General features: G+C 64.1%; 20 protein-coding genes and 1 pseudogene. 5 read left to right on the forward strand and 16 right to left on the reverse strand.

Annotation, left to right across the window (positions count from 1 at the left end; translation table 11 throughout):
* Window positions 1–142: 142 nt before the first annotated feature.
* From ACYP5B_RS46295 to ACYP5B_RS46360, 14 genes are all read right to left on the reverse strand, one after another.
* Window positions 143–550, reverse strand: a complete 408-nt coding sequence (locus ACYP5B_RS46295) for an Hsp20/alpha crystallin family protein (RefSeq protein ID WP_459574065.1) — start codon at window positions 548–550, stop codon at window positions 143–145.
* A 14-nt stretch (window positions 551–564) separates the two neighbouring features.
* Window positions 565–1005 (reverse strand): Hsp20/alpha crystallin family protein, encoded by a 441-nt coding sequence (locus tag ACYP5B_RS46300; RefSeq protein WP_459574066.1) that lies wholly within the window; start codon window positions 1003–1005, stop codon window positions 565–567.
* 955 nt (window positions 1006–1960) lie between these two features.
* Window positions 1961–2224, reverse strand: a complete 264-nt coding sequence (locus tag ACYP5B_RS46305) for a hypothetical protein (protein WP_459574067.1) — start codon at window positions 2222–2224, stop codon at window positions 1961–1963.
* A gap of 542 nt (window positions 2225–2766) precedes the next feature.
* On the reverse strand, window positions 2767–3150 hold the full coding sequence (locus ACYP5B_RS46310; protein ID WP_459574068.1) for a hypothetical protein: 384 nt from the start codon (window positions 3148–3150) through the stop codon (window positions 2767–2769).
* A 3-nt stretch (window positions 3151–3153) separates the two neighbouring features.
* Window positions 3154–3720, reverse strand: a complete 567-nt coding sequence (locus tag ACYP5B_RS46315) for an SLC13 family permease (RefSeq protein WP_459574069.1) — start codon at window positions 3718–3720, stop codon at window positions 3154–3156.
* On the reverse strand, window positions 3717–4010 hold the full coding sequence (locus ACYP5B_RS46320) for a hypothetical protein (protein ID WP_459574070.1): 294 nt from the start codon (window positions 4008–4010) through the stop codon (window positions 3717–3719). Before ACYP5B_RS46320 ends, ACYP5B_RS46315 begins: the two co-directional genes overlap by 4 nt.
* Before the next feature lie 352 nt (window positions 4011–4362).
* A complete protein-coding gene (gene tnpC, locus ACYP5B_RS46325) occupies window positions 4363–4707 on the reverse strand; it encodes a Tn3 family transposase post-transcriptional regulator TnpC (protein ID WP_459574071.1) in 345 nt (114 codons plus the stop codon).
* Window positions 4700–7699, reverse strand: a complete 3000-nt coding sequence (locus ACYP5B_RS46330) for a Tn3 family transposase (protein WP_459574072.1) — start codon at window positions 7697–7699, stop codon at window positions 4700–4702. Before ACYP5B_RS46330 ends, tnpC begins: the two co-directional genes overlap by 8 nt.
* 94 nt (window positions 7700–7793) lie before the next feature.
* Window positions 7794–8096, reverse strand: a complete 303-nt coding sequence (locus ACYP5B_RS46335) for a hypothetical protein (protein WP_459574073.1) — start codon at window positions 8094–8096, stop codon at window positions 7794–7796.
* A 9-nt stretch (window positions 8097–8105) separates the two neighbouring features.
* Window positions 8106–8246, reverse strand: a complete 141-nt coding sequence (locus ACYP5B_RS46340; RefSeq protein WP_276286102.1) for a hypothetical protein — start codon at window positions 8244–8246, stop codon at window positions 8106–8108.
* Window positions 8247–8439: 193 nt separating this feature from the next.
* Window positions 8440–9126, reverse strand: coding sequence for a TetR/AcrR family transcriptional regulator (locus ACYP5B_RS46345; RefSeq protein ID WP_459574074.1), 687 nt, complete (start codon window positions 9124–9126; stop codon window positions 8440–8442).
* Between the two features lie 281 nt (window positions 9127–9407).
* Complete coding sequence (locus ACYP5B_RS46350) at window positions 9408–9719, reverse strand: EthD family reductase (RefSeq protein WP_276286108.1); 312 nt, start codon at window positions 9717–9719, stop codon at window positions 9408–9410.
* A gap of 254 nt (window positions 9720–9973) precedes the next feature.
* On the reverse strand, window positions 9974–10654 hold the full coding sequence (locus ACYP5B_RS46355; RefSeq protein ID WP_276286104.1) for a c-type cytochrome: 681 nt from the start codon (window positions 10652–10654) through the stop codon (window positions 9974–9976).
* Window positions 10655–12130 carry a flavin monoamine oxidase family protein gene (locus ACYP5B_RS46360; protein WP_459574088.1) on the reverse strand — a complete coding sequence of 492 codons (1476 nt, stop codon included), beginning with the start codon at window positions 12128–12130 and terminating at the stop codon, window positions 10655–10657.
* Window positions 12131–12674: 544 nt separating this feature from the next.
* Here ACYP5B_RS46360 and ACYP5B_RS46365 point away from each other — a divergent pair.
* A complete protein-coding gene (locus ACYP5B_RS46365) occupies window positions 12675–13991 on the forward strand; it encodes a M23 family metallopeptidase (protein ID WP_459574075.1) in 1317 nt (438 codons plus the stop codon).
* A gap of 44 nt (window positions 13992–14035) precedes the next feature.
* Here the strand turns inward: ACYP5B_RS46365 and ACYP5B_RS46370 are convergent.
* Together ACYP5B_RS46370 and ACYP5B_RS46375 are read right to left on the reverse strand one after the other, a co-directional pair.
* Window positions 14036–15108, reverse strand: a pseudogene (locus tag ACYP5B_RS46370) (ATP-binding protein).
* Window positions 15105–15845: a response regulator gene (locus ACYP5B_RS46375; protein ID WP_276290845.1), complete on the reverse strand. Its 741-nt coding sequence runs from the start codon at window positions 15843–15845 to the stop codon at window positions 15105–15107. The pseudogene ACYP5B_RS46370 and the gene ACYP5B_RS46375 overlap by 4 nt, the downstream one beginning before the upstream one ends.
* Window positions 15846–15976: 131 nt before the next feature.
* Between ACYP5B_RS46375 and ACYP5B_RS46380 the strand changes: the two genes are divergently transcribed.
* Genes ACYP5B_RS46380 through ACYP5B_RS46395 form a run of 4 tightly spaced genes read left to right on the forward strand, consistent with a single transcriptional unit; the run spans window position 15977 to window position 22595 of the window.
* Complete coding sequence (locus ACYP5B_RS46380) at window positions 15977–17134, forward strand: efflux RND transporter periplasmic adaptor subunit (protein WP_459574076.1); 1158 nt, start codon at window positions 15977–15979, stop codon at window positions 17132–17134.
* Window positions 17135–17154: 20 nt separating this feature from the next.
* Window positions 17155–20298 carry a multidrug efflux RND transporter permease subunit gene (locus ACYP5B_RS46385; RefSeq protein ID WP_459574077.1) on the forward strand — a complete coding sequence of 1048 codons (3144 nt, stop codon included), beginning with the start codon at window positions 17155–17157 and terminating at the stop codon, window positions 20296–20298.
* Window positions 20299–20301: 3 nt separating this feature from the next.
* Window positions 20302–21744: an efflux transporter outer membrane subunit gene (locus tag ACYP5B_RS46390; RefSeq protein ID WP_276290840.1), complete on the forward strand. Its 1443-nt coding sequence runs from the start codon at window positions 20302–20304 to the stop codon at window positions 21742–21744.
* 29 nt (window positions 21745–21773) lie between these two features.
* Window positions 21774–22595 carry an alpha/beta hydrolase gene (locus ACYP5B_RS46395; RefSeq protein ID WP_459574078.1) on the forward strand — a complete coding sequence of 274 codons (822 nt, stop codon included), beginning with the start codon at window positions 21774–21776 and terminating at the stop codon, window positions 22593–22595.
* The last annotated feature ends 139 nt before the right edge of the window (window positions 22596–22734 follow it).

Consider the following 22734-nt stretch of genomic DNA (forward strand, 5'->3'; position numbering starts at 1 on the left):
ACCGCGCCAGCTAGCTAGCCGGCGCGGCGAGACGTGGCGTCGGCCTATCCATTACAGTCCAGCACTTCGCTAGAGGCACGGCGGGCGGCGGCGCCCGTGCGGACGCCGCCGTACCGGCCCCGCGGATGCGGTCCTGGAGAGCTCACGCCACAGTGACTGCAATGCGGCGCGGACGCGCCTCGTCGCGACGTGGGATCGTCAGCTTCAGCACGCCGTCCTGCAGGTTCGCCTCGATCTTCGATGCGTCGAGGTCGGGACTTAGCGAGAAAGAGCGCGCGAAGTGCGGCTGGCGAATCTCCGCGTGTTGCACCCGCAGTCCGGGGGGAGTGGGCACGACGGCTTCCGCTTCGATATGAAGGTTCCCGTCGTGGACATTCACGGCGAGCTTGTCCTTGGTCACACCCGGAAGGTCGGCCCAGAGGGTGACGCCACTGCTGTCCTCGACAATGTCGACCGCAGGGAGCAGTGTCATCGTCGGCGTCGACCTCTCCTCCTGGCTTTGGGCCACCGCGTTCTGGTCGCGCGCAACGACTTGGGTAGTATCGTTCATGGCATTCTCCTGGCTTATTCGACAGTGATCGCCCGAGGCTTTGAGGATTCCCGCTTGCCAACACTGATAGACAGGCAGCCGTTGCCATAGCGCGCCTGCACCTTGTCGGGGTCGGCGCTCTGCGGCAGCTCGACGACGCGCCGGAACGTGCCGACGAATCGCTCTTGCGCATACAGCCGAACCTCCGGATCGTCCTCCGCGTGCGCCGCTTCGCGCTCGCCGCTGATTGTCAGCAAGCCCTTGTCGATCGACACCTCGAACTTGTCCTGCTGGATGCCCGGGGCGAATGCGACGATTTCTATGGAGTCGTCCGTGGCGCCGATATTGACGGGGGGAAATGCCCCAAAGCGGCCGGAGCGGATGCTGGATGGGAAGCCGCCGAACAAACTCGCCATCTGCCTTTGCATGCGGTCGAGTTCGCTGAAGAGGTCGGTTCCAAAGAAGAGATCACTCATGGTCGTATCCTCCTTAGACACAGCAAGGAGGCGAAGGGACAGACGCGCTCCCATCCACCTGCCAAGCTGCTGGCAAACAAACAGAAACACGCAGCGCGCAAACGTCGCGACTGCCTGAGCAAAAATAAATTAGTCATCGGGCAGCAAAATTTCAAGGGGGAGGTTTGCAATTTCCTTTGAATGATGCCGGCTGATATTACCTGGCATGCACAGCTAGGGCACGCTCGCGTGCATAGGACCCACAAGAGTTGCGCAGGCCACCTTTACGTGCTTCGTGTGGCACTTTCGTATCGCACAAAATGGTACGGGTTAGGAGTGACAGCCATGCCCGAGACCTCGATGCAAAGGCGAACCATTCGCTTCGAAATGGCTCTTAGCGTATTGGGCCGACGAAGCCGTTGTCCAACGCGCCCAGAACCGTGTAACTCCTGCGATTTGCGCACCAAGTGATTGGATCGACCTCCCGTGCTACCGTCGGCATCTCCCCTGCGGTGCTAGCGGGCTGTGCTGTGCTGTGCTCGACTGTAGGATTCTTACTGTCGCGCAGACCTTCTAGCGCTGGCTCGAAGGTCTGCGAGCCAGCGCTAGATTTGACGGCGGCCGACAAGCGATCCGCCTCTAGCACGGCTGCTGGCCGAGTTCGTCGTTCGGCAGCTGGAAGCCGTTACCGCCTCAAATATTTGCCATGATCGCCGCTCATAGCGGACACTGGCCCGGCGCGTGACCGCCAGGATCCCTCCGGCGCGGTCGGGCCGCGCGGCTAGCTACGGGCTCGGCTCCTGGCAACTCCAGTATGACCGCCCCCACCCCGATGTCTCGACGCTATAGGGGAAATCCTTGCTGCCGAGAGCACATGGCTATCATCCCGCAGATCCCAATGGGGCGCCTTGGGCATCCCCATGAAGTGGCCGAGCTCTGCCTGTGCCCTCCCTGAACCGTCATTCGGCGGCAGCAGCTAATCTGGATGGCCAGACGAATCGAAATCAGGAAATTCGTCGTCAAGTATCTCGAACACCTTTTCAGCCTTTCCCCCCAGATTCGATTCAAGATTTCGCAGCAGGTATTCGTCGGAGCGCAGCCATCTGTATGCCCGCTGCACATCCTCAACGGTTGGCTCGATTTCCAGAATCCGTGCAATCACTTCGCCTTCAAATGGACCGATAATCTCGCGGATCTCACTAGCACTTGCAGATCGCGAAACGGCCTTGATGTTGCGCATGGCAATGCCTCCGATCATGTGCGTTCGGCGGCGCCCTCGGAGAATCCACCGAATGCCGAATGCTTCCATAGGTGCCGCACGCCCTCGGTCTCCATAGGGTCTTTGCCCATTTGACACAGCCTCCAAAAACATCCAGACACACTGGTGAGGCGCAAATTGCGGCCCACGCAGGGTTGCGGCCGCAAGATGTCGCTTCAATGGTAGGCCAACACCGGTTCAGGCAACAGCCTTCGGCTGGGCCACACTCGACAATCAATGAGCATAGGGGGCGCATCCCCCCACGCAAATGACCGCAGGGTCTTCCGCTATCCCCTCGAGGCACCGAAATGCACGCGAAGGGCGAGATATACAACGGATATCGCCAGGTCACGAGTGTGACCGGCACACCCACTGTCGCATGGCGACGCCAATCGATTCGGATGTCGCGCCTAGCCGCGGCATCCACCACGATGATGTTCGCGATGCTACCGAGCCGGACAGCGAACTGACCAAGGCAAGAAGCGGTCCGGCCAACTCGTGATGCGCCAGCGGCAGTAGCAGCATCACGGCCGGCACATTCGATACGAGGTTCGACAAAACAAAGGTGGCCCCGAATAACGGCGCCCGGATTGCCGTAGCGCATGATTGACGATGAAGAGCGCCAGGAACAGGATCAGGATCAGGAGTTCCCAGTCGACGAGGCCAAGCGTCCGAGCGGAATGCATTTTGCGGCTCATTAACAACACGCCCGCGCCGATGAGCGCGACGTGCTCGCGCGGCCAAAGCCCGACAAGGAACGCCACAAGTAGCACTGCCGCAACTGCGAGGCCCTTGGTAGTCTGCCAGCGGTCCAGCGGCACTTCGTCGGCGCGCCGTGCCGCCTTATCGAACGTGCCCGCAGCGCTCGCGGGAGCCGACCAGCGACCCTTTACCTGCCAGGTAATCAATGCTCACGTTGCCAATAGACCGAAGGTAACTGGCACCATCGCCTCGCCAACATAGGCAAAAAACGGCATGTGCAACGTCTGGCCGATCAGCATGTTCTGTGGGTTCCCGATCAATGTGACGGCGGAGCCAATGTTGGCGGCACAGGCAAGCGCCAGCAGATAGGGCATTGGATTGAGGTGCCGCCGTTGGCAGGCATCGATCAGCACCGGGGCGACGGCCAGGCAGACGATATCGTTGCTGAAGACAGCCGACAGCGCCGCGACGCCAAAGATAAGCGCCCCGAGCAAGACTGGCGGACTGAATGACAATGACACGAACCGGTGCGTGACCCAGTCATAGAAGCCACCCAGCCGCATCTGTGCTGACACCACCATAAATGAGAACAGCAGGATCACCGTCGGCAGATGGATGGAGCCCGCTGCCTCTTCCAGACTCACGGCATCGACACTGATCAAGGCAATCGCACCAAGCAGTGCCACTCCCGTCCGGTCCAGTTGCAGGAATGGGAGCCCACCGAGAATCATCCCCAGGTAGACAATGAGAAAAATGACGACGATGGTGGCAATCATTTGGTTAGGCGGGTCAGCCCCGTTGGATGGAATTGGGGCACCACGGTGGCCACGAGCGCGATGTGGATGGCATCGTCGATGCGTATCTCAGGGTGCGGGGCGACGGCGCATACACGCAGCGCCACGCCGACCGTGATTCGCAGGCGCTGTGGGCCGGACAGCGTCAGCCGCCGTTGCATACCGCTCACGTCGGTAAGCGGCAATGTCACGAGGGTGATCTCGCCCAGATGGCGAGCCTCGGTCACCTCGGTGCCGAACTCGCCCGAATCTTTCAGTTGGCTGTCCAGCACTGTGATGCTGGCTGACCCGTCGGGATCTTGCCCTTGTCGCGAACTCTGAGCACCGGCGCGCCGCTTGAAGCGGCACGCTCCGGTGTCCAGCGCAGAAGACCCCAGCCGGCCTGTCCCGACGGCCCCGTCCACCGCCCATGGAAGCGGTTGTGAATGCCGATCAAGTCGGCCACACGTCCATTGCGTGGCGCGCGGTGAGTCGCCGGCGAGCCCTGTTGCAATACCTGCTCCGCGTCAATCACGACCAGCCGGTCTGCGAGCCTGCGTGCCTCGTTCAGGTAGACCGAGCTTGGGCCCACGCGCACTCCGCGCAGCGGATGCAGCAGCGACCGAGACGGGTAGCCAGGCTGGGTCAGCCATCGTCGCCAGGGCGAAGAGCCTCCAACGGACGTAGGGCTTGCACGGCGTGCTTGAGCTGCAGAATCCAGTCGTCGAGTTCCTCAATGAGGGCCTCGGCCTGGTCAACGAAGGTCGGGCCGCTGGTCGAACACGACAACGCGGCGCCGTTGATGACAGTGTGCGCCATGCCGTGCAAGCGCAGCAGGTCGTCCCGCAATCCGGCCGGGTCACAGCAACGCGGGCGGATGGCGTCGAGCTGATCCACCACGCGCAAGATTGCGGTGGTGTCAAACCTGTCTCGAAGCGCTTGCAGCGCCTCGGCGTCTACCTTGCCATAGGGAGTCTGCGTTTCAGACATGACGGGGCTTCCGGACGGAGTGCGCTGGAGCGGCGAAAAGGCTGTCATGGATCCAAACCTCGGGCACCCGCTCCAAGTTCAGTTTGTAGTCGCCGAAGCGTTTGATGTTGCTGGTGAGGTAGGGGCTCAGGAAAGCGATGTCGGTCACGTCGATCTTGATCCCTTCCTTCACCATCGTGCGCAGGGCCTGCATCATGTCGGCGGTGTTCTGCAAGATGACGGACGAGGCGATCAGGTCGTTATAGCGCAGGCGCTTCTGCTGCTCGTCAGGGTCGTTCTCGGCCAGCACATCGCCACCGAACGAGAACCATTTGGCAAAGCCATTGTAGGACTCGATCTTGTTGGTGGTGGCGGTGATCTCCTGGCGCAGCTCGCGGCTGCCGATCCATTCGAGCAGAAACGCCGTGCGCACGACCTTGCCGAGCTCCTGGGCGGCCAGAAACAGGCGGTTCCGGCGGCTTTCCGAACCGAACCGGCGCAGCAAGAGCGGCGAGGAGATCGTTCCGGCCTGGATGGACAGTGCGACCTGCATCAGGTCCTGCCAGTGGAAGGCGATCAGGTCCCAATCCACGGTATCCGAGAACAGCCGGTCGATGTGCCGGTATTTGGTGTTGTCGTCGGCGCGGTAGAGCTTCAGATCCTGCCAGTTACGAATCCGCGGCATCAGGTTGATACCGAGAAGGTGGGTGAAGGCGAACACGGCGGCCGACTGGCCCTGGGTATCGGCATGCACGGTGTCAGGCTCGACGCTCAAGCCGGCCTTGAGCAGCCCCTCGATCACGTAGATGGCTTCCCACACACCGGGCGGAATGAAATGGCGGAACACGGCGATGTAGTTGTCCGCCACGTGGCGGTAGGCTACCGCGCCCATCTTGCGGTAGCGGAAGTGGTAGCCCGCCAGCAGGTTGTTGTCGTAGAAATCGTATTGTGTGCCGTCGGCCGCCACGGTCTTGCCATCGCCCCAGTGCTTGGGCAGGTCGAGCCGCAGATACAGTTCGATCAGTTCCCGCTGCGCGGTTTCGAGCCGTTCCAGGCTCAGGTGCCGGCGGTTGACGAAGGACATCATGTGCGGCGTGACCCGGTCCCCCATGTGCCGGGCGGCCTGGGTGGGTCCGAGATTGCAGCCCATGGCAAAGATCGTGAGCAGGTACCGCTCGCCGGCGTGGCGGATCTTGGGATCGCTACCAGAGAGCGGGCCGAAGTGTCGGGTGAAGTGGGTCCAGTGCTCGATGTTGGCCAGCACGTCGAGCAGGTTGCGGGTTGGCATGCGCCGAATCAGCGCCTGTTGCAGGGCAATCGCGCTGGCCGGGATCTCCTTGGCGACAGTGCGCCTGAGCACTGCCTCGCCGCTCTGGCCGATGGTGACGTGCTGGCGCTTGTCGGGAAAGCTGTTATCCAGCGTGCGCGCAGTGTCGCTCAGCCACTGGCGCAAATGCGCCACGAAGTCCTGCGCGTTGGCCGGCATGTCCAGCTTGGCGCAATATTCCGGCAGGCGGCGCTCGCATTCCCGCCAGGGCAGCAGGTGCACCCGGTAGTCGGCAAAGGCATCGGACCCCACCACGCACAGGTCGCCGGAGCGTAGCTCGTTCACCATATGCGAGAGCACGCACAGCTCGAGGTAGCGCCGATTAGTCGGAGCGCCCTGGTCGTGGGGACGGCGCACCAGCTTGCGCCAGCGCTCCGAGGCGAAGCTGACATCGACCTCGGCGGCGATCCACTCGCGGTGCAGCGCTTCGTTTTCCAGCACCACCTCCAGCGCCGCCAGCAGCGTACGCGACTGGCTGGTCGACTCCCATTCCAGCACTTGCGCGAGGCGCAGCATCACCGAGCGGTGCGCTCGGAAATGCCGCCAGAGTAAGGGCAGGTAATTGTTGCCGCTGAAGGCCCGCACCTCAGCGCAGCTTTCGCGTAGCGCTTCCAGACCGCCGGAGGGCGCGAGAAAGCGGCGTACCTGCTGGCCGATTTGCGCGTCGTCCTTGCCATCGGCAACGATGTCGACCACGCCGTCAAGCAGCGTGACGAGCTTTTCCATTTGCGACCGCTGGCGGGACTGGATGCGTTCCATCTCGTCGCGCGCCCGCTTGTGGATGGCACCCATGCGGCGGATGAACATTTCCGCGAGGTCGTCCCGCGAGCGCACGCGCATATGGTTGAGCAGCGCCACAATCAGCGTGTAGCGCTTCTCGGGACGGGTTTCCTTGAGGTTGGCCGCATCCAGGCTCATGGCCTGGCTAGCCAGCGAGCGCAGCTTCGAGGCTGGCACGCCAGCGATCGCGCGAGAGAAATCGCCGAATCCATCGAGCCAGGTCAAGTGCTCGATCAGCAGATTGAGGTGCTTGCGCGAGGGGCGGCGCGCATGGCGCTTGATGATGTTGTAGGCAGTCTGGCGGTTGGCGAATTCCCGGGTGAGAAGCCGGTCCAGCCGCTGCTGCTCCTCATCAGACAGGCGCCGCGCGACGCGCCGGAACAGCGCGGTCTGCGTGCGGGTGTGGACCTGCTCGGCGATGGCGTCCAGGGTGGAGAACGCTGGCAGCTCGACCTGGTGCAGTATCAGCGCGTCGATGGTGGCGTTGATGATGTCCACCGGCTGGTCCATCGTTTCCGCGGCTTCACGCGCGGCGCGGATGGTCACCTCGTTGGCATCCGTGCCGATATAGGGCTGGACGCCGAGAAATTCGCGAACCGCCGTGTAATGCCGGTACAGCGTGGGGGACAGCTTACGGTCATAGCCAAACGCGGCATCGGGATCCAGACCGGCGCTGGCGCGCACGTGGTCGATTACGGTCGTCGGTATGCTATCCAGGTTGGGGAAGTAATGCAGTTGCTGGAAGACCTTCAGCAGCACTAGCAATCCAAGGCGCGGACCTTGGCCGCGGCTAGAACGGGTGGCCCAGTCCATTTCCTCTGCGTCCAGCGTGTAGCACGCCTGCAGCTCCTTGGTGGAGAAAACCTTCGGGAAACGCGGGTAGGCGGTACGCTCGACGGTGGCCATACAGGATCTCGGCAATCGCTGAAGGGCCCGTTAGTCCAGCTGAGGACGGCGGCGAAATTCCAGCGGTCGCTTATAACCACCGAGAATAAAGATGTCATTCTATATAACCACAAAGCTTATGATAGCGGATCGGCCGTATCTTGGCATGACCCGTACATTGTTCCAGGACTTCTGGTTCCGGGAACAACATAAGTTCGGCCGCGCTCCCCAGCACCAACGCGATTTCCAAAGGCGATCCCGCCGCGAGCGCGTGCCTCAGAAGGCTCGACAGGCGGCGTTCGATGCCGGCGCCGTTTGCGGCGTCCACGCGAATGCGCGCGACCGAGGCGCGGATCCGGTGGAGCAGCTCGCTGGAGCCGGGGTGCTGCGCCCGTGCGGCTGCGGAATATGTCGTCATGGCTGCTTGTCAATGCAAAGGATTGGTTTGTCCTTCGCGCGCGAGGCGGTGGACAGAGTGCTGGATTGCGCTTTCCTCTTCGCTCAGTGTCGCCTCGAATACGGTCATGCGGACCGCCGGCAACGCTTCGGTCTTGTGCGAACGAATCATTTCGGGGAACTCCTCCTGAGGTGGAAGCCGGCGTACCAGCCTGGTTGACGGATCCGGCCACACAAATATTAGAATACGCTACCAAACATAGGTCATATTGATAAACATATAGGCTCAAAAAAAGACAGGGTATTTCCTGTCTCCGTGAGTCCGCCGCGCGCCGTTTCGCCCCTCCTGCGGCTAGGTGCCAGCGTCAGTTGACTTCCCCCCCGAGCACGAGACGATTGACTGTCGTCCGGAATGCGGCGTCGAGCCCGCGCGGGTAGTCGCGCTTGTTCCGTCCCGCGCCGAGTTGCAGAGCGAGGCCGTCAGCCAGGGCGATGAGCAGCGAGGCAGCGTGCAGGCTTTCGGCCATCTTGAATCTCGGATTCACGCCACGCACCAGTTCGGCAATGCTGCGCGTCAACTTGTCATACCACTCCTCGAACATCCGGGCACACTCGGGATCCGTCGACGCCAGAGAAACGAAGTGCCACCACAGCGCCGAGTCCTTGGCATTCCTCGCATCGCTGAGCACCTTCTCCAGCAGCGCGTCGAGCGATTCGCGTGGCGAGGCGCCATTTTCCAGCGCGCGGTTCAGGTCCTCGAGATAGCTGTCGATGATCGGCGCCATGACCGCCCGGAGCACGGCCTGTCTGGTCGGAAAGTAATACTGGAGGTTGCTGATGCTGATGCCGGCACCGAGGGCGACGGCGCGCAGCGAGAACTCTAGGCTGCCGCCTTCCAGCAGCAGCTTTCTGGCAACGCGGACGATGGCATTGCGCGTGCGCAAGCCCTGGGCCCGCAACCCTTCGGGAGCGGCTCGCGCAAGTGCCTCGCTCGAGGGTTGACGCTTCCTGGTAGTGCGCCGCGCAGCAGGCGTCTTCGTTGTTTCCGTCATGTTTGTACACCTTGCCTAACGAAAGGCCTAATGATAGCGCGTCGCCGCGTCTGCGCAACGCTACCTGACAACAACCTTTGTCATTTACTGAGTCACCCTTGCGCTAGTCGGGTGGCGCGCCGGGCAATCACCTGGCTACCATGGAGACAGCCCGCGCTCGAGGCTTCATTTTGCGTTAGACATAATTACAGCCAGGTCATCATGACAAACACCAACAGAAAGAAAAGGCGGGGGAATACCCTGTCTTATCCGCACCTTGTGCGCGCCTGGCAGGATCCAGACTACGCCCGTACCGCGCTGATCTGCAGCATCGGCGCAATGTTCGTGTAGTTCGGCACGTCTGCGAGGATTGTGTTCGCGTGCGGCCCGAATGCCGACTGGAACGCGTCCACCGAGTCGAAATACATGTGTGCGGCGGCACGGTAGGTCGGTGGCTGTCCGGGCGCGCCGCCACCGAGCCCCTCCTCGACTTCGCTGCGCTTGCATGCGTCTCCCAAGAGCCGTCGCACCATTGGCATGTGCTCGTCCAGGTAATAGGCAAGGTCGAAAGTGCTGCCGTCGTGATTCGGATAAAACACGCTGACTTTGATCATTGTTGTTGCTCCATTCAGGTAAAGGCGGGTACATCCGGAAAGCGGCCGTGCGGCCAGCAGCACGGCGAACGCCAAGAGCAATCCGGTCTCGCCAGGGGACTCGCACCCCCAAGCTGTTGCGAATGCTCAGCGCAAAAAGAATGCCGTGCTGCCACGGCATCGAAAGATCCCAGCGAAGACCACGGGGCCGGGATCTAGGAGATGTGACCGGCGTACTTGGGTGGCATCGAATCGATGCTTGCGTCGGCTAGTGGCTAGCGGCTCGCGGAGACGTCGCGTTCGGGCGAGACGCTCGCCAGGTACCGCGCCACGGCGGGAACGTCCTCGCTCGATAATGTCGCGGTAATGCCGTTCATGGCGCCGGTCGGATCCTTGCGCGCGCCCGTTTTGAAGTCGGCAAGCTGCTTCGCAAGATAATCCGCCCCTTGCCCCACCAGACGCGGCGCCTGATCCTTGCCCATCAGCTTCTCGCCATGGCAAGCCTGGCAACTCCGGGCCTGGACGAGCGCCAGGCCGCGTTGCTGCAGGTTCGCATCGGCGGGAACGTCTTCATTTCGCGTCGGCACTTGCTGAGCGAAATAGGTGGCGAGTGCATCAATCTGCGCCTCGGACATCTCCTTGGCAAGCGGTCCCATATATGGGTTAGGCCGCTGGTCGTTGGCAAACGCATGCAACTGGGCTGCGATGTAAGCCTTCGGCTGGCCCGACAGCGCCGGATACCACGCGTTCAGCGATTGCCCGCGCGGGCCATGGCAGACAAAGCACGTTTCCTGCGGCTGCGGCCACGAACCGGCATTGACCTTTTCGGCTTCACCAATCCGGGCCATGGCTTTTTCGTACTGCATGCCGTCCAGAATATCGCGTCCATAAAGCGCTCCCGCGCCAACTACTGCTGCGATCGCCACGATGGCGACGATGATAAGGGGCCTTTTCATTTACCCCTCCTTGCCTTGATGACCCAGAGCAGCAAGCGCCTGCAACGCAGCCCGGTGACCAGAGCGCACCGCGCCGTCCATTGAGCCTGCCCAGAGGTCGGCAGTTTCAGTGCCTGACCAGATCACCCGGCCGACCGATGGATGGAGGAATTGCCCCCACTTCATCAGGAAGCCCGGAGGTAGAGGATGAATGCACTGCAGCGTCCACGGATCGACCCTGCCCCAGTCATGGTCGTGGAACTGCTTTGGGCGCAGCGCCCCCTTCCCGAACGCCTTGGCATAGATCGCCGACAGTGTCCGCTCCGCGGCTTCGGGGTCGCTGGGCAGCGACCCCGGCGACACGAACGCGCTGATGATGCCGACCGACAGGTCCGGAGGCGAGTTGTCATAGGCCATGGAAACGGGTCCACCGACCTGGAAGATCTGGCCGTTCAGACCATCATCCCGCCAGAACGGCTTGTCATAGACGTGAACCGTCTTGCGCATCGGCGCATTCGCGGGCCAGCGCCGCTGCAATTGCGTGCGGCCTTCGGGCAGCGCCGGATCGTAGACAACCTGCTGACACAGCGCCGGATTCATCGCAACGATGACACGGCGTGCGCGCACCACGCCCTGGTCTGTGTGGACTTCAACAACGTCACGATTCCAGCTTGCAATCTTGCGTACCGGACAGGACAACCTTACCTTGTCGCCAAGATCCTTAGCCATCTTGATACTGAGGATCTGCGAGCCACCGACGAATCGTGTTTCCTGCGCGCCACCTTTGGTCGATTCGAGCTGTTCCAGGCTGTTGCCAGCGCTGTTGATCATCGACAAATAGAACAGCAGCCCAAGCTGTGCCGGAGCGCCGCCCGTCGTCAGTTTCGCTGCCAGGCCCATGAAGTATCCGTCCTCGTACTTCAAGCCTTGTTTCAACAGCCAGTCACCGTACGTCAGCTTGTCAAGCTCCGCCGCATTCCTGGCTTTCCACGGTTCGCGCGAGGGCACACCACGCGCCAGCTCGGCAAGCTTGGCGCCAATCGCATCGTCGGTACCAATGCCGCCATGAAAATCCTGCGCCACTCGGCTATCACCGGCCAGCACCGTAGTCTTGCCCGCGTAGAAGGTCGGGAAAGTATCGACTTCAAGCTCGCGCGCCAGATCGGCAATGGCCGTCTGGCCAGGGCCGATCCACTGGCCGCCAGCCTCCGAAACCACACCATTCCCAAGATCGTGGTTGTACGTGCGCCCCCCAACGCGATCCCGCGCCTCGAGGACAACAAACGATTCGCACCCGGCGCGCTTCAGGTCGCGCGCGGCCGTCAGCCCCGCCAAGCCCGCGCCGATGATCGCGACGTCGAGCACGCCGCGGTCCGTTGATGCCGTCGCAGCCCCCTCTGCCATCGCGACCTTTGCCGCGGCCAGCGACGCCGCGCCCACGGCCGCCATGCGCAGGAGTTGACGCCGGCCCGGTACCTCCGGTTGGCCTTCCGGCATCACACTCGATGTCTCACAGTTTTTCATTCTATTGTTCCTCTTCAAGCACGTTCAGGAGGATTGAATCGAACGCTCCCTTAGTAGAACCAAGCACCAAAGTTAGGTCAGTATGACAAATATAGGAAATGAGAAAAAGACAGGGTATTCCCTGTCATGCCGAGTCACAAGCAAAGAGGCGAGCGCACCGGATTCCTCCAGCATCGGGAGGGAGCGAGCCACCCCTCAATCGACTCCATGCCCGTTCGCGGCCGGGCTTGCCTTCTCCTCACAGGGAAAACCCCAGTTTCTCTTTCTTCATACTTTGTCAACATGTCCTATCTTTGTCTTTCTGATCGACAACTGATTTGCCAGAGTTCGAGCCTTCACCGATTCCGGAGTGGTTCAAATAGAGTCATTGGCGCCATCTTGTCGAACGAAGACATCCCGGCATTTGCGAGTTACCTCGTCAGGATGTCGCCTGACCGCGGGGAGATCGGACCCGATAGGGTCCGACATCGCAGCAAGGGTCGTTGGCCAGATGCGCGGGTCAGACTGGAGATGGGAAATGCGCGGATACACACCGTCCTGGCTGACCGCCGGCGTAGCGGCAGTCCTCACGCTTTGCATGGCGGCAGCCATGGGCGTGGCGCCGCACAGTGCCTGGCATGACGCGGGCGCGCCACGCCGGCTGGAAGTCATTGCACTGCCCGACCTGCGCGACCAGCTTGAAATGCTGGCGGATGCCGGTGCCACCTACGTCCACGAGGAGCGCGCGCGACGGGGCGACACGATCGTCACGCTGCTCAGACGGCTCGGCGTGGAAGATCCCGACGCACAGCAGTTCATCTCCAGGGATCCGGCGGCCCGCACCCTTTTCAATCTGCAGCCGGAACAGGTCGTCCAGGCCGAGGTCGACCAGGACAACCTGCTGGTTTCGCTGCGCACGTCCGTTGACGGCACCGCCGCCGTTTCGCGCGAACTGGTGATCCGGCGGGCCGGCGGCTTGCAGAAGGCCGTCTTCCAGGCGAACCTGCAGGCCGTCAGGAACGAACTGCGCTACGAGATGCGTTCCGGCGCCATTACGGCGGGCGGGTTCTTCAGGACAATGGACGTCGCGAATGTGCCCGACGACATCGTGCGGCAGTTGATCTCGATCTTCGCGGGCGTGGTCGACTTCCAGCACGACATCGTTCAGGGCGATCGCTTTCGCATGGTCTATGAGGCGGGATTCCGCGATGGCGCGCTGGTGCGCAATGGCCGCGTCGTGGCAGTCGAACTCGTCAACCGCGGCCAGCGCTACCAGGCCTTGTGGTACGACGGTGCAGAGGGGAGTAACTCCGGTGCCTACTACACCCTCGACGGACGGCGCATGGCGCGCCCGTTTCTCCGCTCGCCGGTCGAGTTCTCGCGCCTGTCGTCGGGCTTCGGCTGGCGCAACCACCCGTTGCACCACCAATGGATCCAGCACAAGGGTGTCGACTTTGCCGCCCCGACAGGAACCCGGGTCTTCGCCACGGCGGACGGGACCGTCGACTTTGTCGGCCAGCAGACCGGCTACGGCAATATCGTCATCCTGAAGCATCCTGACGGCTACTCGACGTACTACGCACATCTGTCGGGCTTCGCCGGCATCCAGCCCGGCCAGCGCATCGCGCAGGGGCAGGTGATCGCGTACGTCGGCCAGACCGGCTGGGCGACCGGACCGCATCTGCACTACGAACTCCGCTTCAAGGACGTGCCGCAGAACCCGCTGAGCGTCATGCTGATGGAACCCGTCACGCTGACCGGACGCGCACGACAGGGCTTCCTGAGCCAGGCCAGCGACATGCTGAGCCGCATCGACGTTCTGCGCGGCATCGAAGTGGCATCCAGCCTGGGCTGAGCCGCCGGCCCTTGCAGGGTGGCCTGTAGGCCCACCGAGCGCCGTTAGCAATATTGGCGAGCGCCAATATCAGGCCACGACACTTCGAATGTCGTTCCGCCCCCGGCCGACGGGTTGCAGGTAGCCCGCCCGCCGTGTGCATGAGCGATAGCCGCCACCACGGCCAGTCCCAGGCCGCTGCCGCCTGCGTTCCGGCTCGCGTCACCCCCGCGCCGGAAGGCTTCGAAGACATGCGGCGCAACATCGCCCGGAATGCCGGGGCCATCGTCTTCGACACGCAAATGGCACCGGCCCTGCTCCACGCGGGTCTGGATCCGGATGGCACCTGGCACGGCGTACCGGCGCGCGTTCTCCAGCAAGGCCAGCAAGGCTTGCCGAATGCGCACCGGATCGCAGTGCATCGGCTTGCCATCCAGATCGAGGACAGGCTGCAGGCCCGCCGCCTGGAGCGCATCGCCGAAGACCGCGACGACGGCGCCCACTTCGGCGGCAAGGTCGGTTTCCCGTTGCTGGAGTGCCAGATGCCCGCTTTCCGCGAGGCTGATCACGCGCAGGTCCTCGATCAGCCGGACCAGCCCCTCCACCTGCATGAGCAGACTGCGGAACTGGGATTCATCGGGATGGAAGACGCCATCGGCCAGCCCTTGCAGGCGTCCGCGCAGGATGGTGACCGGCGTACGCAGTTCATGCGCGATCGCGGCATTCCAGAATGCCTGCTCGTTGGTCACGCGCTGCAACTGGCCCGCCAGCGCGTTGAACTGGTCCGCCAGCAATGCGGCCTCGCGCAGCGAGCGGTCGCCCGCGACGGCGCGTGCATCGAGATCGCCCTGCGCGACGCGGCGGATGCCGTCGGCCACCGAGTTCAACGGCACCAGGATGCGGCGGGCCAGTTGACGCCGACGATGATTGCCAGGGCCAGGCCTGCCAGCGTGGTCGAGATCAGCCATACCCATTCCGGGCCGCTCGGGATCCAGCTTGGCTCGGCGAGGTGCGCGGGCCAGTATCGATAAGCCAGGTAGTAGAAGGCGGAGGCTGTCGCCACCACGAGCAGCGTGACCCCAAACGCCATGGCCGCCATCGACAGCGCGATCTGGCGGCTCAGCCCCTGCAGCTTCATTCGGCGCTCCACAGCTTGTAGCCGACCCCGCGCACGCCAACCGGAATGCCGGCGACGCCAAGGTCTTCGAGCTTCCTGCGCAGCTTGCTGATGTGGCTGTCCACGGTCCGCTCCAGCGCATCGCCTTCCGGCAGGCAGGCGGCCATCAGTTCGGCACGGCTGAAGACCCGCCTGGGCGCGCGCGCGAGCTGCGCCAGCAGCTTGAACTCCGTCAGCGTCAGCACCAGGCGATGGTGCTGCCGTCCCACCTGCACAGTCGCTTCGTGATTGTCCAGATCGATCTCGAACGGCGCCGCGCGCAGCACGCGCTGCTGTGTGCCCTGGCTTGCCGCCGACATTGTGCGGCGCAGCACGGCCTGCGCGCGCGCCACGACTTCCGCGGGATTGAACGGCTTGACCACGTAGTCGTCGGCACCGATGCGCAGCCCCATCAGCTTGTCGATGTCCTGGTCCAGCGCCGTCAGCATGATGACCGGGGTATCGCCCCGGTGGCGGATTTCGGTGAGCACTTTCCAGCCGTCGACATGCGGCATCTGCACATCCAGCAGCACCAGGTCGGGCTTGAGCGACAGGTGCAGTTCCAGCGCCTTGCGGCCGTCAGGGGCATGCGCGCTGCGCAAGCCGCTGCGCGCGAGGTAGGCAGCCAGGATCTCGGCGATCTCGGGTTCGTCCTCGGCAATGAGTATCAGGGGTTGGACGCTTTGCGCTGCGTCACTCAGTGGGGTCCTATCCGGCATGTTGGCTGCTTCACGCTTACGCTGCGTCTCCATCAAATCTCCATGGTACCGCACGAGAAACTCCATCGGCCACGGGCAAACTGCCGCGCATCCACGTCGGCATGTGACTGCCGGCGCATCACGGAGTCCACATGAAGAACCAACGATGGTGCCGCTACAGCGGCGCATGCGCCCTTGCGCTGGCGATGCTGGCAGGCTGCGGGCAAGGCCACCCGCCTGCCGCCCCGGCCCCGATCGAAGTTGCCGCCGCGACCGTGGCGGCCACCCTGCTGCATCTGACCGAAGACCTGCCCGGCCGCGTCGCGGCGGTGCGCACCGCCGAGATACGGCCACAAGTCAGCGGCATCGTCCAGCGCCAGCTGTTCGAGCAAGGCACCGAAGTGCGCGCCGGCCAGCCGCTGTTCCAGATCAACCCCGGACCATTCAAGGCCGACATGGAGACGGCCGCCGCGGCATTGCAACGTGCCGAGGCGGCCCTGGCCCGGGCACGGGTGCAGACCGCGCGGTTGCAGCCGCTGGTGGAGGCCGACGCGATCAGCCGACAGGTCTATGACGACGCTGTGTCCCAGCGCGACCAGGCGGCGGCGGACGTTGCGCAGGCCCGTGCCATGCTCGCGCGCCGCCAGCTCGACCTGAAGTTTGCCACGGTGGAAGCGCCGATCTCCGGCCGCATCGACCAGGCGCTGGTCACCGAAGGCGCGCTCGTCGGCGCCAGTGACGGCAATCTCATGGCGCGCATCCAGCAGATCGACCAGGTCTACGTCGACGTCCGCCAGCCGGCGGCATCGCTGCAGTCGCTGCGGCAGGTGCTGGCGACCCGGCAACCGGCAGCGGGCAATGGCCTGCCGGCGATGATCCTGCGCGACAGCGGCGAGCCGTATGACGTCACCGCGCGCATCCTGTTCTCTGGCGTCAACGTCGAAGCCGGTACCGGCGACGTGCTGTTGCGCGTGCTGGTGGACAACCCGACGCGGCAACTGCTGCCTGGCATGTTCGTGCGTGCCCGCATTCCTCGCGCAAGCTACCCGGAGGCGCTGACCGTACCGCAGCAAGCAGTGGTGCATGTGGGCGGCAAGCCCCTGGTCTGGACCGTCGATGCGGCCAGCCAGGTGCACATCAGCCCTGTGACGCTGGGCGAACTGGTCGACCGCCGCTATCGCATCCAGGCAGGCCTGAAGGCCGGTCAGAAGGTTGTTGTGGAGGGCATGGAGCGCCTGTCCGATGGCGCCAAGGTCACCGTGCATGACCAGGGGGCGCCTGAAACGCGCCCCGTGGCTTCCACGCTTTGAAACCCGGCGAGAGTCCTGCCATGTCCGAATTCTTTATCCGGCGCCCAGTCTTTGCCTGGGTAATCGCGCTGTTCATCGTGCTGCTGGGCGTGATTGCCCTGCCCAACCTGCCGATTGCGCGCTATCCGTCGGTCGCGCCGCCGACCGTCACCATCACCGCGACCTACCCCGGCGCCACGCCGCAGACCATGAGCGACGGCGTGTTCAGCCTCATCGAGCGCGAACTGTCCGGGGTCAAGAACCTGCTCTACTTCGAATCGTCCGCCGATACCTCCGGCACGGCGCAGATCACCGCCACCTTCAAGCCGGGCACCGATCCGGCCATGGCCCAGGTTGACGTGCAGAACAAGCTCAAGACGGTCGAGCCGCGTCTTCCGCAGCCCGTGCGCCAGAACGGCCTGAACGTGGAATCGGCGTCCTCGGGCTTCCTGATGCTGATCGGCCTGAAGTCCGACAGTGGCCGCTTCGACGAAGCCGCGCTCAGCGACTACATGGGGCGCAACATCGTCGAGGCGTTGCGGCGTGTCAACGGCGTGGGCCGCATGCAGATGTTCGGGGCCGAGCGCGCCATGCGCGTCTGGGTCGATCCGGCCAAACTGAACTCGTACGGCCTGTCGATGAACGATCTGACCACGGCGATCGGCCAGCAGAACGCCCAGATCGCGCCGGGCAGCGTCGGCGCGTCCCCGGCCTTGCCGGGCCAACGCGTGACAGTGCCGCTGACCGTGCAGGGCCAGCTGACAACACCCGAGCAGTTCTCCGCGATCGTGCTGCGCGCCAACGCCAATGGCGCCAAGGTCGTGCTGGGCGACGTCGCCCGCGTCGAACTGGGCTCACAATCGTATAACTTCGTCAACCGCGAAAACGGCAAGGCCGCCACATTCGCCGCGGTGCAGCTTGCTCCGGGCGCCAACGCCGTCAAGACCGCAGAGGCCGTGCGGGCGCGGCTGGCCGACCTGAGCAAGGCGATGCCGGCCGGCATGGAGTATTCGATTCCGTTCGACACCGCGCCGTTCGTGGAGATCTCGATCGAGAAGGTCGTTCATACGCTGTTCGAAGCCATGGCGCTGGTGTTCCTCGTGATGTACCTGTTCCTGCAGAACGTGCGCTACACGCTGATCCCCGCCATCGTGGCGCCGGTGGCGCTGCTCGGTACCTTCACGGTCATGCTGGCCTCGGGCTTCTCGATCAATGTGCTGACGATGTTCGGCATGGTGCTGGCCATCGGCATCATCGTGGACGACGCCATTGTCGTCGTCGAGAACGTCGAGCGCCTGATGGCTGAGGAAGGCCTGTCACCCAGGGCCGCGACATCCAAGGCGATGAAGGAGATCACGGGCGCGATCATCGGCATCACGCTGGTGCTGACGGCCGTGTTCCTCCCGATGGCGCTGGCGAGCGGTTCGGTCGGCGTGATCTACCAGCAGTTCACGCTGTCGATGGCGGTGTCCATCCTGTTCTCGGCGCTCTTGGCGCTCACGCTGACGCCCGCGCTGTGCGCGACCATGCTCAAGCCGGTTGCACCGGGCCATCACGGGAAGCGGGGCTTCTTTGGCTGGTTCAACCGCCGGTTCGATCGCCTGACGCAATGGTACGAGACCCGCGTCGGCCGGCTGGTCGGGCGCACGGGCCGCGTCATGCTGGTGTTCGGCGCCCTGTGCTGTGCGATGGTGTTCGGCTTCAAGACGCTGCCGTCATCGTTCCTGCCCGAGGAAGACCAGGGCTACTTCATGACAGGCTTCCTGCTTCCCGCGGATGCCACGACCGAGCGCACGCAGGATGTGGTGAAGAAGCTGGAACGGCATCTCGCCTCTCGCCCCGCGATCGCGTCGAGCATCTCCATCATCGGCTATGGCTTCTCCGGCATCGGCCCGAACGCCGCATTGAATTACGCGGTGCTCAAGGACTGGGACAAGCGCAACGGCGCGACGGCCCCCAGTGAAGGGATGCTGGCGCAGGCAGCGATGGCTGGCGTCACGGAAGGCACGGTGATGACGCTGCAGCCGCCGGCCATTGACGAACTGGGCAACAGCTCCGGCTTCACGATGCGGCTGCAGGACCGCGCCAACCAGGGTGCTGCGGCACTCAAGGCTGCCGAAGTCAAGCTGCTCGAACTCGCCGCGCAAAGCAAGGTCGTGACTGGCATCTATCCGGACAGCCTGCCGCCGGGCACCAGCATCCGCCTCGAGATCGACCGGCAGAAGGCCGAGGCGCTGGGCGTGTCTTTCGCGAGCATCAGCAACACGCTGTCCGCCGCGATGGGCTCGACCTACGTGAACGACTTTCCTAACGCCGGGCGCATGCAGCAAGTGATCGTCCAGGCCGATGCGCCCGCGCGCATGCAGATCGACAGCGTGCTGAAGCTCTACGTACGCAACGCGAGCGGCGGCATGGTGCCGCTGTCCGAAGTGGTCCGGCCCGTGTGGTCCGAGACGCCACTGCAGTTGGTCCGCTTCCAGGGCTACCCGTCCGCGCGGATTGCGGGCAGTGCTGCCCCGGGCTACTCCAGCGGCGCGGCCATGGCCGAAATGGAGCGTCTGGCCGTGCAACTGCCAGCGGGCTTCGCGGTCGAGTGGACCGGGCAGTCGCTGCAGGAGCGGCAGTCCGCGTCGCAGGCACCGATGCTGATGGCGCTGTCGATGATCGTGGTGTTCCTGGTGCTGGCGGCACTCTATGAAAGCTGGGCCATTCCGCTGTCGGTGATGCTGGTGGTGCCGCTGGGGCTGCTCGGCGCGGTGGCTGCCGTGCTGTTGCGCGGCTTGCCGAACGACGTGTTCTTCAAGGTCGGCATGATCACCGTGATCGGTCTGTCGGCCAAGAACGCGATCCTGATCGTCGAGTTCGCCAGGCAATTGCGCGAGCAAGGCAAGGGGCTGGTGGCGTCGGCCGTGGAAGCCGCGCGCCAGCGCCTGCGCCCGATCCTGATGACCTCGCTGGCGTTCGGGCTCGGCGTGGTGCCGCTGATGATCGCGGCAGGCGCCAGTGCCGAGACCCAGCATGCCATCGGCACCGGCGTATTCGGCGGCATGGTGGCCGCCACCGTGCTGGCCATCTTCTTCGTTCCCGTCTTCTTTGTGTTCGTGATGGGCTTGCAGGAGCGCCTGGGGCGATGGCTGAAGCCCCGCCGCAAGCAGGCTGCACCCATTCACGGACAAGAGGGCTAAATCATGCGATTCCTCATTCTTCCGCTTGTCCTGGCCTTGTCGGCTTGCTCGTTGACGCCCCAGCTGGTCAAGCCTGAGCTACCCGTGCCCGCGTCGTTCTCGGCAATGACCGCCGCTGCCAGCGAACATTCACAGGCCCCGGCGCAGGCCGCCGACCTGGGCTGGCGCACGATGTTTGGCGACCCGCGTCTGCAGCGCCTGATCGAACTGGCGCTGGACAACAACCGCGACCTGCGCATGGCTGCGCTGGCCGCGGAGGCAACGCAGGCCCAGTACGGCATCCAGCGCGCCGCGCGGCTGCCGGCCATCGACGCCAACGCGGCCTTCACACGCCAGCGCATCGCAGCCAATGCAAACGTTGACCCGGCCATCACCGCCGCCACGCAGAAGCAGTTTGGTGTCGGCGTGGGCCTGAGCGCCTTCGAGATCGATCTGTTTGGCCGCGTGCGCTCGCTGTCAGACGCCGCCTTCGCCCGCTACCTTGCAAACGAACAGGGTCACCGCGCCGCGCGGATCGCGCTGGTCGGCGCGGTGGCGGATGCCTACTTCGCGGAGCGCCTGGCCGGCGAGCAGCGCCAGCTGGCCGAGCGCACGCTCGCCGACTGGCGGCAATCGCTCGACCTGGCGCGGCGCCTGAAGGAAAGCCATCAGAACAGCGGCCTGGACGTGGCGCAGGCCGAGGGTCAGGTAGCCAGCGCAGAAGCCGACCTGGAGGCGCGCACGCGCGCCGGGGCACAAGCCCGCAACGCGCTGCGACTGCTGGTGGGCGTCGAACTGCCGGACGATCTTCCCGCAGCCCTGCCGCTGGAACGTCAGCCCGTGGTGAAGCAATTGCCTGCGGGCCTGCCGTCCGATCTGCTCCTGCGCCGGCCGGACATCCTGCTGGCGGAGCAGCAACTGGTGGCGGCCAATGCCGATATCGGCGCCGCGCGCGCGGCGTTCTTCCCGCGCTTGTCGCTGACTTCATCGCTGGGCTTTGTGAGCCCGGCCCTGAGCGGCCTGTTCGACGACGGGCACCGTACGTGGAACTTCGCGCCACAGGTCACGCTGCCGCTGTTCCAGGGCGGCAGGCTGCGCGCCGAACTGCGCCTGGCAGAGCTGCGCAAAGACAGCGCCGTCGCCGGCTACGAACGCGCTATCCAGACGGCGTTCCGTGAAGTGTCCGATGGCCTGGCCGGACGCGAGACGTTCGGCCGGCAAATCGATGCGCAGATCCGCGCGGTCGGCAGCGCCGAGCGCCGCACCGAGCTTTCCAACCTGCGTTACCAGGCTGGCGTCGAAGGTCGGCTGGAACTGCTGGACTCGCAGCGCCAACTGTACGCCGCGCGGCAAACGCTTCTGGACCTCAGGCGCAGCGAGTTCGGTAATGCCGTTGCGCTCTACAAGGCGCTGGGCGGTGGAATGTCGGACATCGATACCCCAGTTGGCGGCGTCGCACAGCCCTGAATCCGGGCGATTTGTCGAAACGATTTGCGATGGAATACGAACACAAGAACAATATGGGCGCCGAGGTCGTGCTGCTGGTCCACGGGCTGGGCGGCACCGAGCATGACCTGGGCCAGCTAAGGACCCGGATCACCAGCATGGGCATGCAGACCGCGGAACTGCTGCTGCCGGGGCATGGCAGCCAGCCCGAGGCGCTGCGCGGCGTCAGGCTGGAGGACTGGCTCGCAGCGCTGCGCGGCAAGCTGGCCAGCCTGCGCGAGCAATACCGGACGGTGCACATGGTCGGCATGTGCATGGGCGCGCTGCTGGCGCTGGAGGTCGGCAAGATCGACGGACTCGGGCGCAACGGGCGGGACCGCCTGGTGCTCCTGGCGCCGCCTCTGTTCCTCGATGGCTGGTCGCTGCCGTGGTATCGCCCGGTCCGGCATGCGCTGTATCGCATCCCGATGCTTGCCGACTACGTCAGGGTCCGCGAACGCAGCCCTTACGGCGTGAAGAACCAGCGCCTGCGCAAGCTGCTCAAGCGGCGTTTCTCTCGCGGCGACGGTCGCCACTATCCCTGGGTGCCGTTGAGCACGATTCGCGAACTCGACCGGCTAAGGCATAGCGCCAGGCAGGGGCTGGATCTCCTGCAATGCCCTACCTTGCTTGTTCACGCCGCGGACGATGAGCTGACAAGCCTGAAGTCAGCCCAATACATTCGCGACCGGGTCAATGGTAACGATGCAGGCAACCGCACCGATCCAAGGGCGCACCTTGTCCTGCTCAGCGACAGCTACCACATGATCTGCATCGACAACGAGCGCGAAGAAGTCGCCCGGCAGGTAACAACGTTCCTGGCTGCCGCCTGAAGTGGCGCACTATCGACTCGCGAGTTGACCAATGGCCTCCCCGCGCATGCCGGTTTGCACCAGCCGTGGTTGCGCGTATGCTTTTCCTGGTGACGCGGATTCCGGCTGACCTGCCTTGCACGCAGACGCCAGACCGCCG

This window comes from Cupriavidus sp. 8B, from assembly GCF_054589115.1.

Coding starts and splice junctions, on each gene's coding strand:
- ACYP5B_RS46295 (WP_459574065.1), bottom strand. CDS start 550: ATGAACGATACTACCCAAGTCGTTGCGCGCGACCAGAACGCGGTGGCC.
- ACYP5B_RS46300 (WP_459574066.1), bottom strand. CDS start 1,005: ATGAGTGATCTCTTCTTTGGAACCGACCTCTTCAGCGAACTCGACCGC.
- ACYP5B_RS46305 (WP_459574067.1), bottom strand. CDS start 2,224: ATGCGCAACATCAAGGCCGTTTCGCGATCTGCAAGTGCTAGTGAGATC.
- ACYP5B_RS46315 (WP_459574069.1), bottom strand. CDS start 3,720: ATGATTGCCACCATCGTCGTCATTTTTCTCATTGTCTACCTGGGGATG.
- tnpC (WP_459574071.1), bottom strand. CDS start 4,707: ATGTCTGAAACGCAGACTCCCTATGGCAAGGTAGACGCCGAGGCGCTG.
- ACYP5B_RS46330 (WP_459574072.1), bottom strand. CDS start 7,699: ATGGCCACCGTCGAGCGTACCGCCTACCCGCGTTTCCCGAAGGTTTTC.
- ACYP5B_RS46335 (WP_459574073.1), bottom strand. CDS start 8,096: ATGACGACATATTCCGCAGCCGCACGGGCGCAGCACCCCGGCTCCAGC.
- ACYP5B_RS46340 (WP_276286102.1), bottom strand. CDS start 8,246: ATGATTCGTTCGCACAAGACCGAAGCGTTGCCGGCGGTCCGCATGACC.
- ACYP5B_RS46345 (WP_459574074.1), bottom strand. CDS start 9,126: ATGACGGAAACAACGAAGACGCCTGCTGCGCGGCGCACTACCAGGAAG.
- ACYP5B_RS46350 (WP_276286108.1), bottom strand. CDS start 9,719: ATGATCAAAGTCAGCGTGTTTTATCCGAATCACGACGGCAGCACTTTC.
- ACYP5B_RS46355 (WP_276286104.1), bottom strand. CDS start 10,654: ATGAAAAGGCCCCTTATCATCGTCGCCATCGTGGCGATCGCAGCAGTA.
- ACYP5B_RS46360 (WP_459574088.1), bottom strand. CDS start 12,130: ATGCCGGAAGGCCAACCGGAGGTACCGGGCCGGCGTCAACTCCTGCGC.
- ACYP5B_RS46365 (WP_459574075.1), top strand. CDS start 12,675: ATGCGCGGATACACACCGTCCTGGCTGACCGCCGGCGTAGCGGCAGTC.
- ACYP5B_RS46375 (WP_276290845.1), bottom strand. CDS start 15,845: ATGCCGGATAGGACCCCACTGAGTGACGCAGCGCAAAGCGTCCAACCC.
- ACYP5B_RS46380 (WP_459574076.1), top strand. CDS start 15,977: ATGAAGAACCAACGATGGTGCCGCTACAGCGGCGCATGCGCCCTTGCG.
- ACYP5B_RS46385 (WP_459574077.1), top strand. CDS start 17,155: ATGTCCGAATTCTTTATCCGGCGCCCAGTCTTTGCCTGGGTAATCGCG.
- ACYP5B_RS46390 (WP_276290840.1), top strand. CDS start 20,302: ATGCGATTCCTCATTCTTCCGCTTGTCCTGGCCTTGTCGGCTTGCTCG.
- ACYP5B_RS46395 (WP_459574078.1), top strand. CDS start 21,774: ATGGAATACGAACACAAGAACAATATGGGCGCCGAGGTCGTGCTGCTG.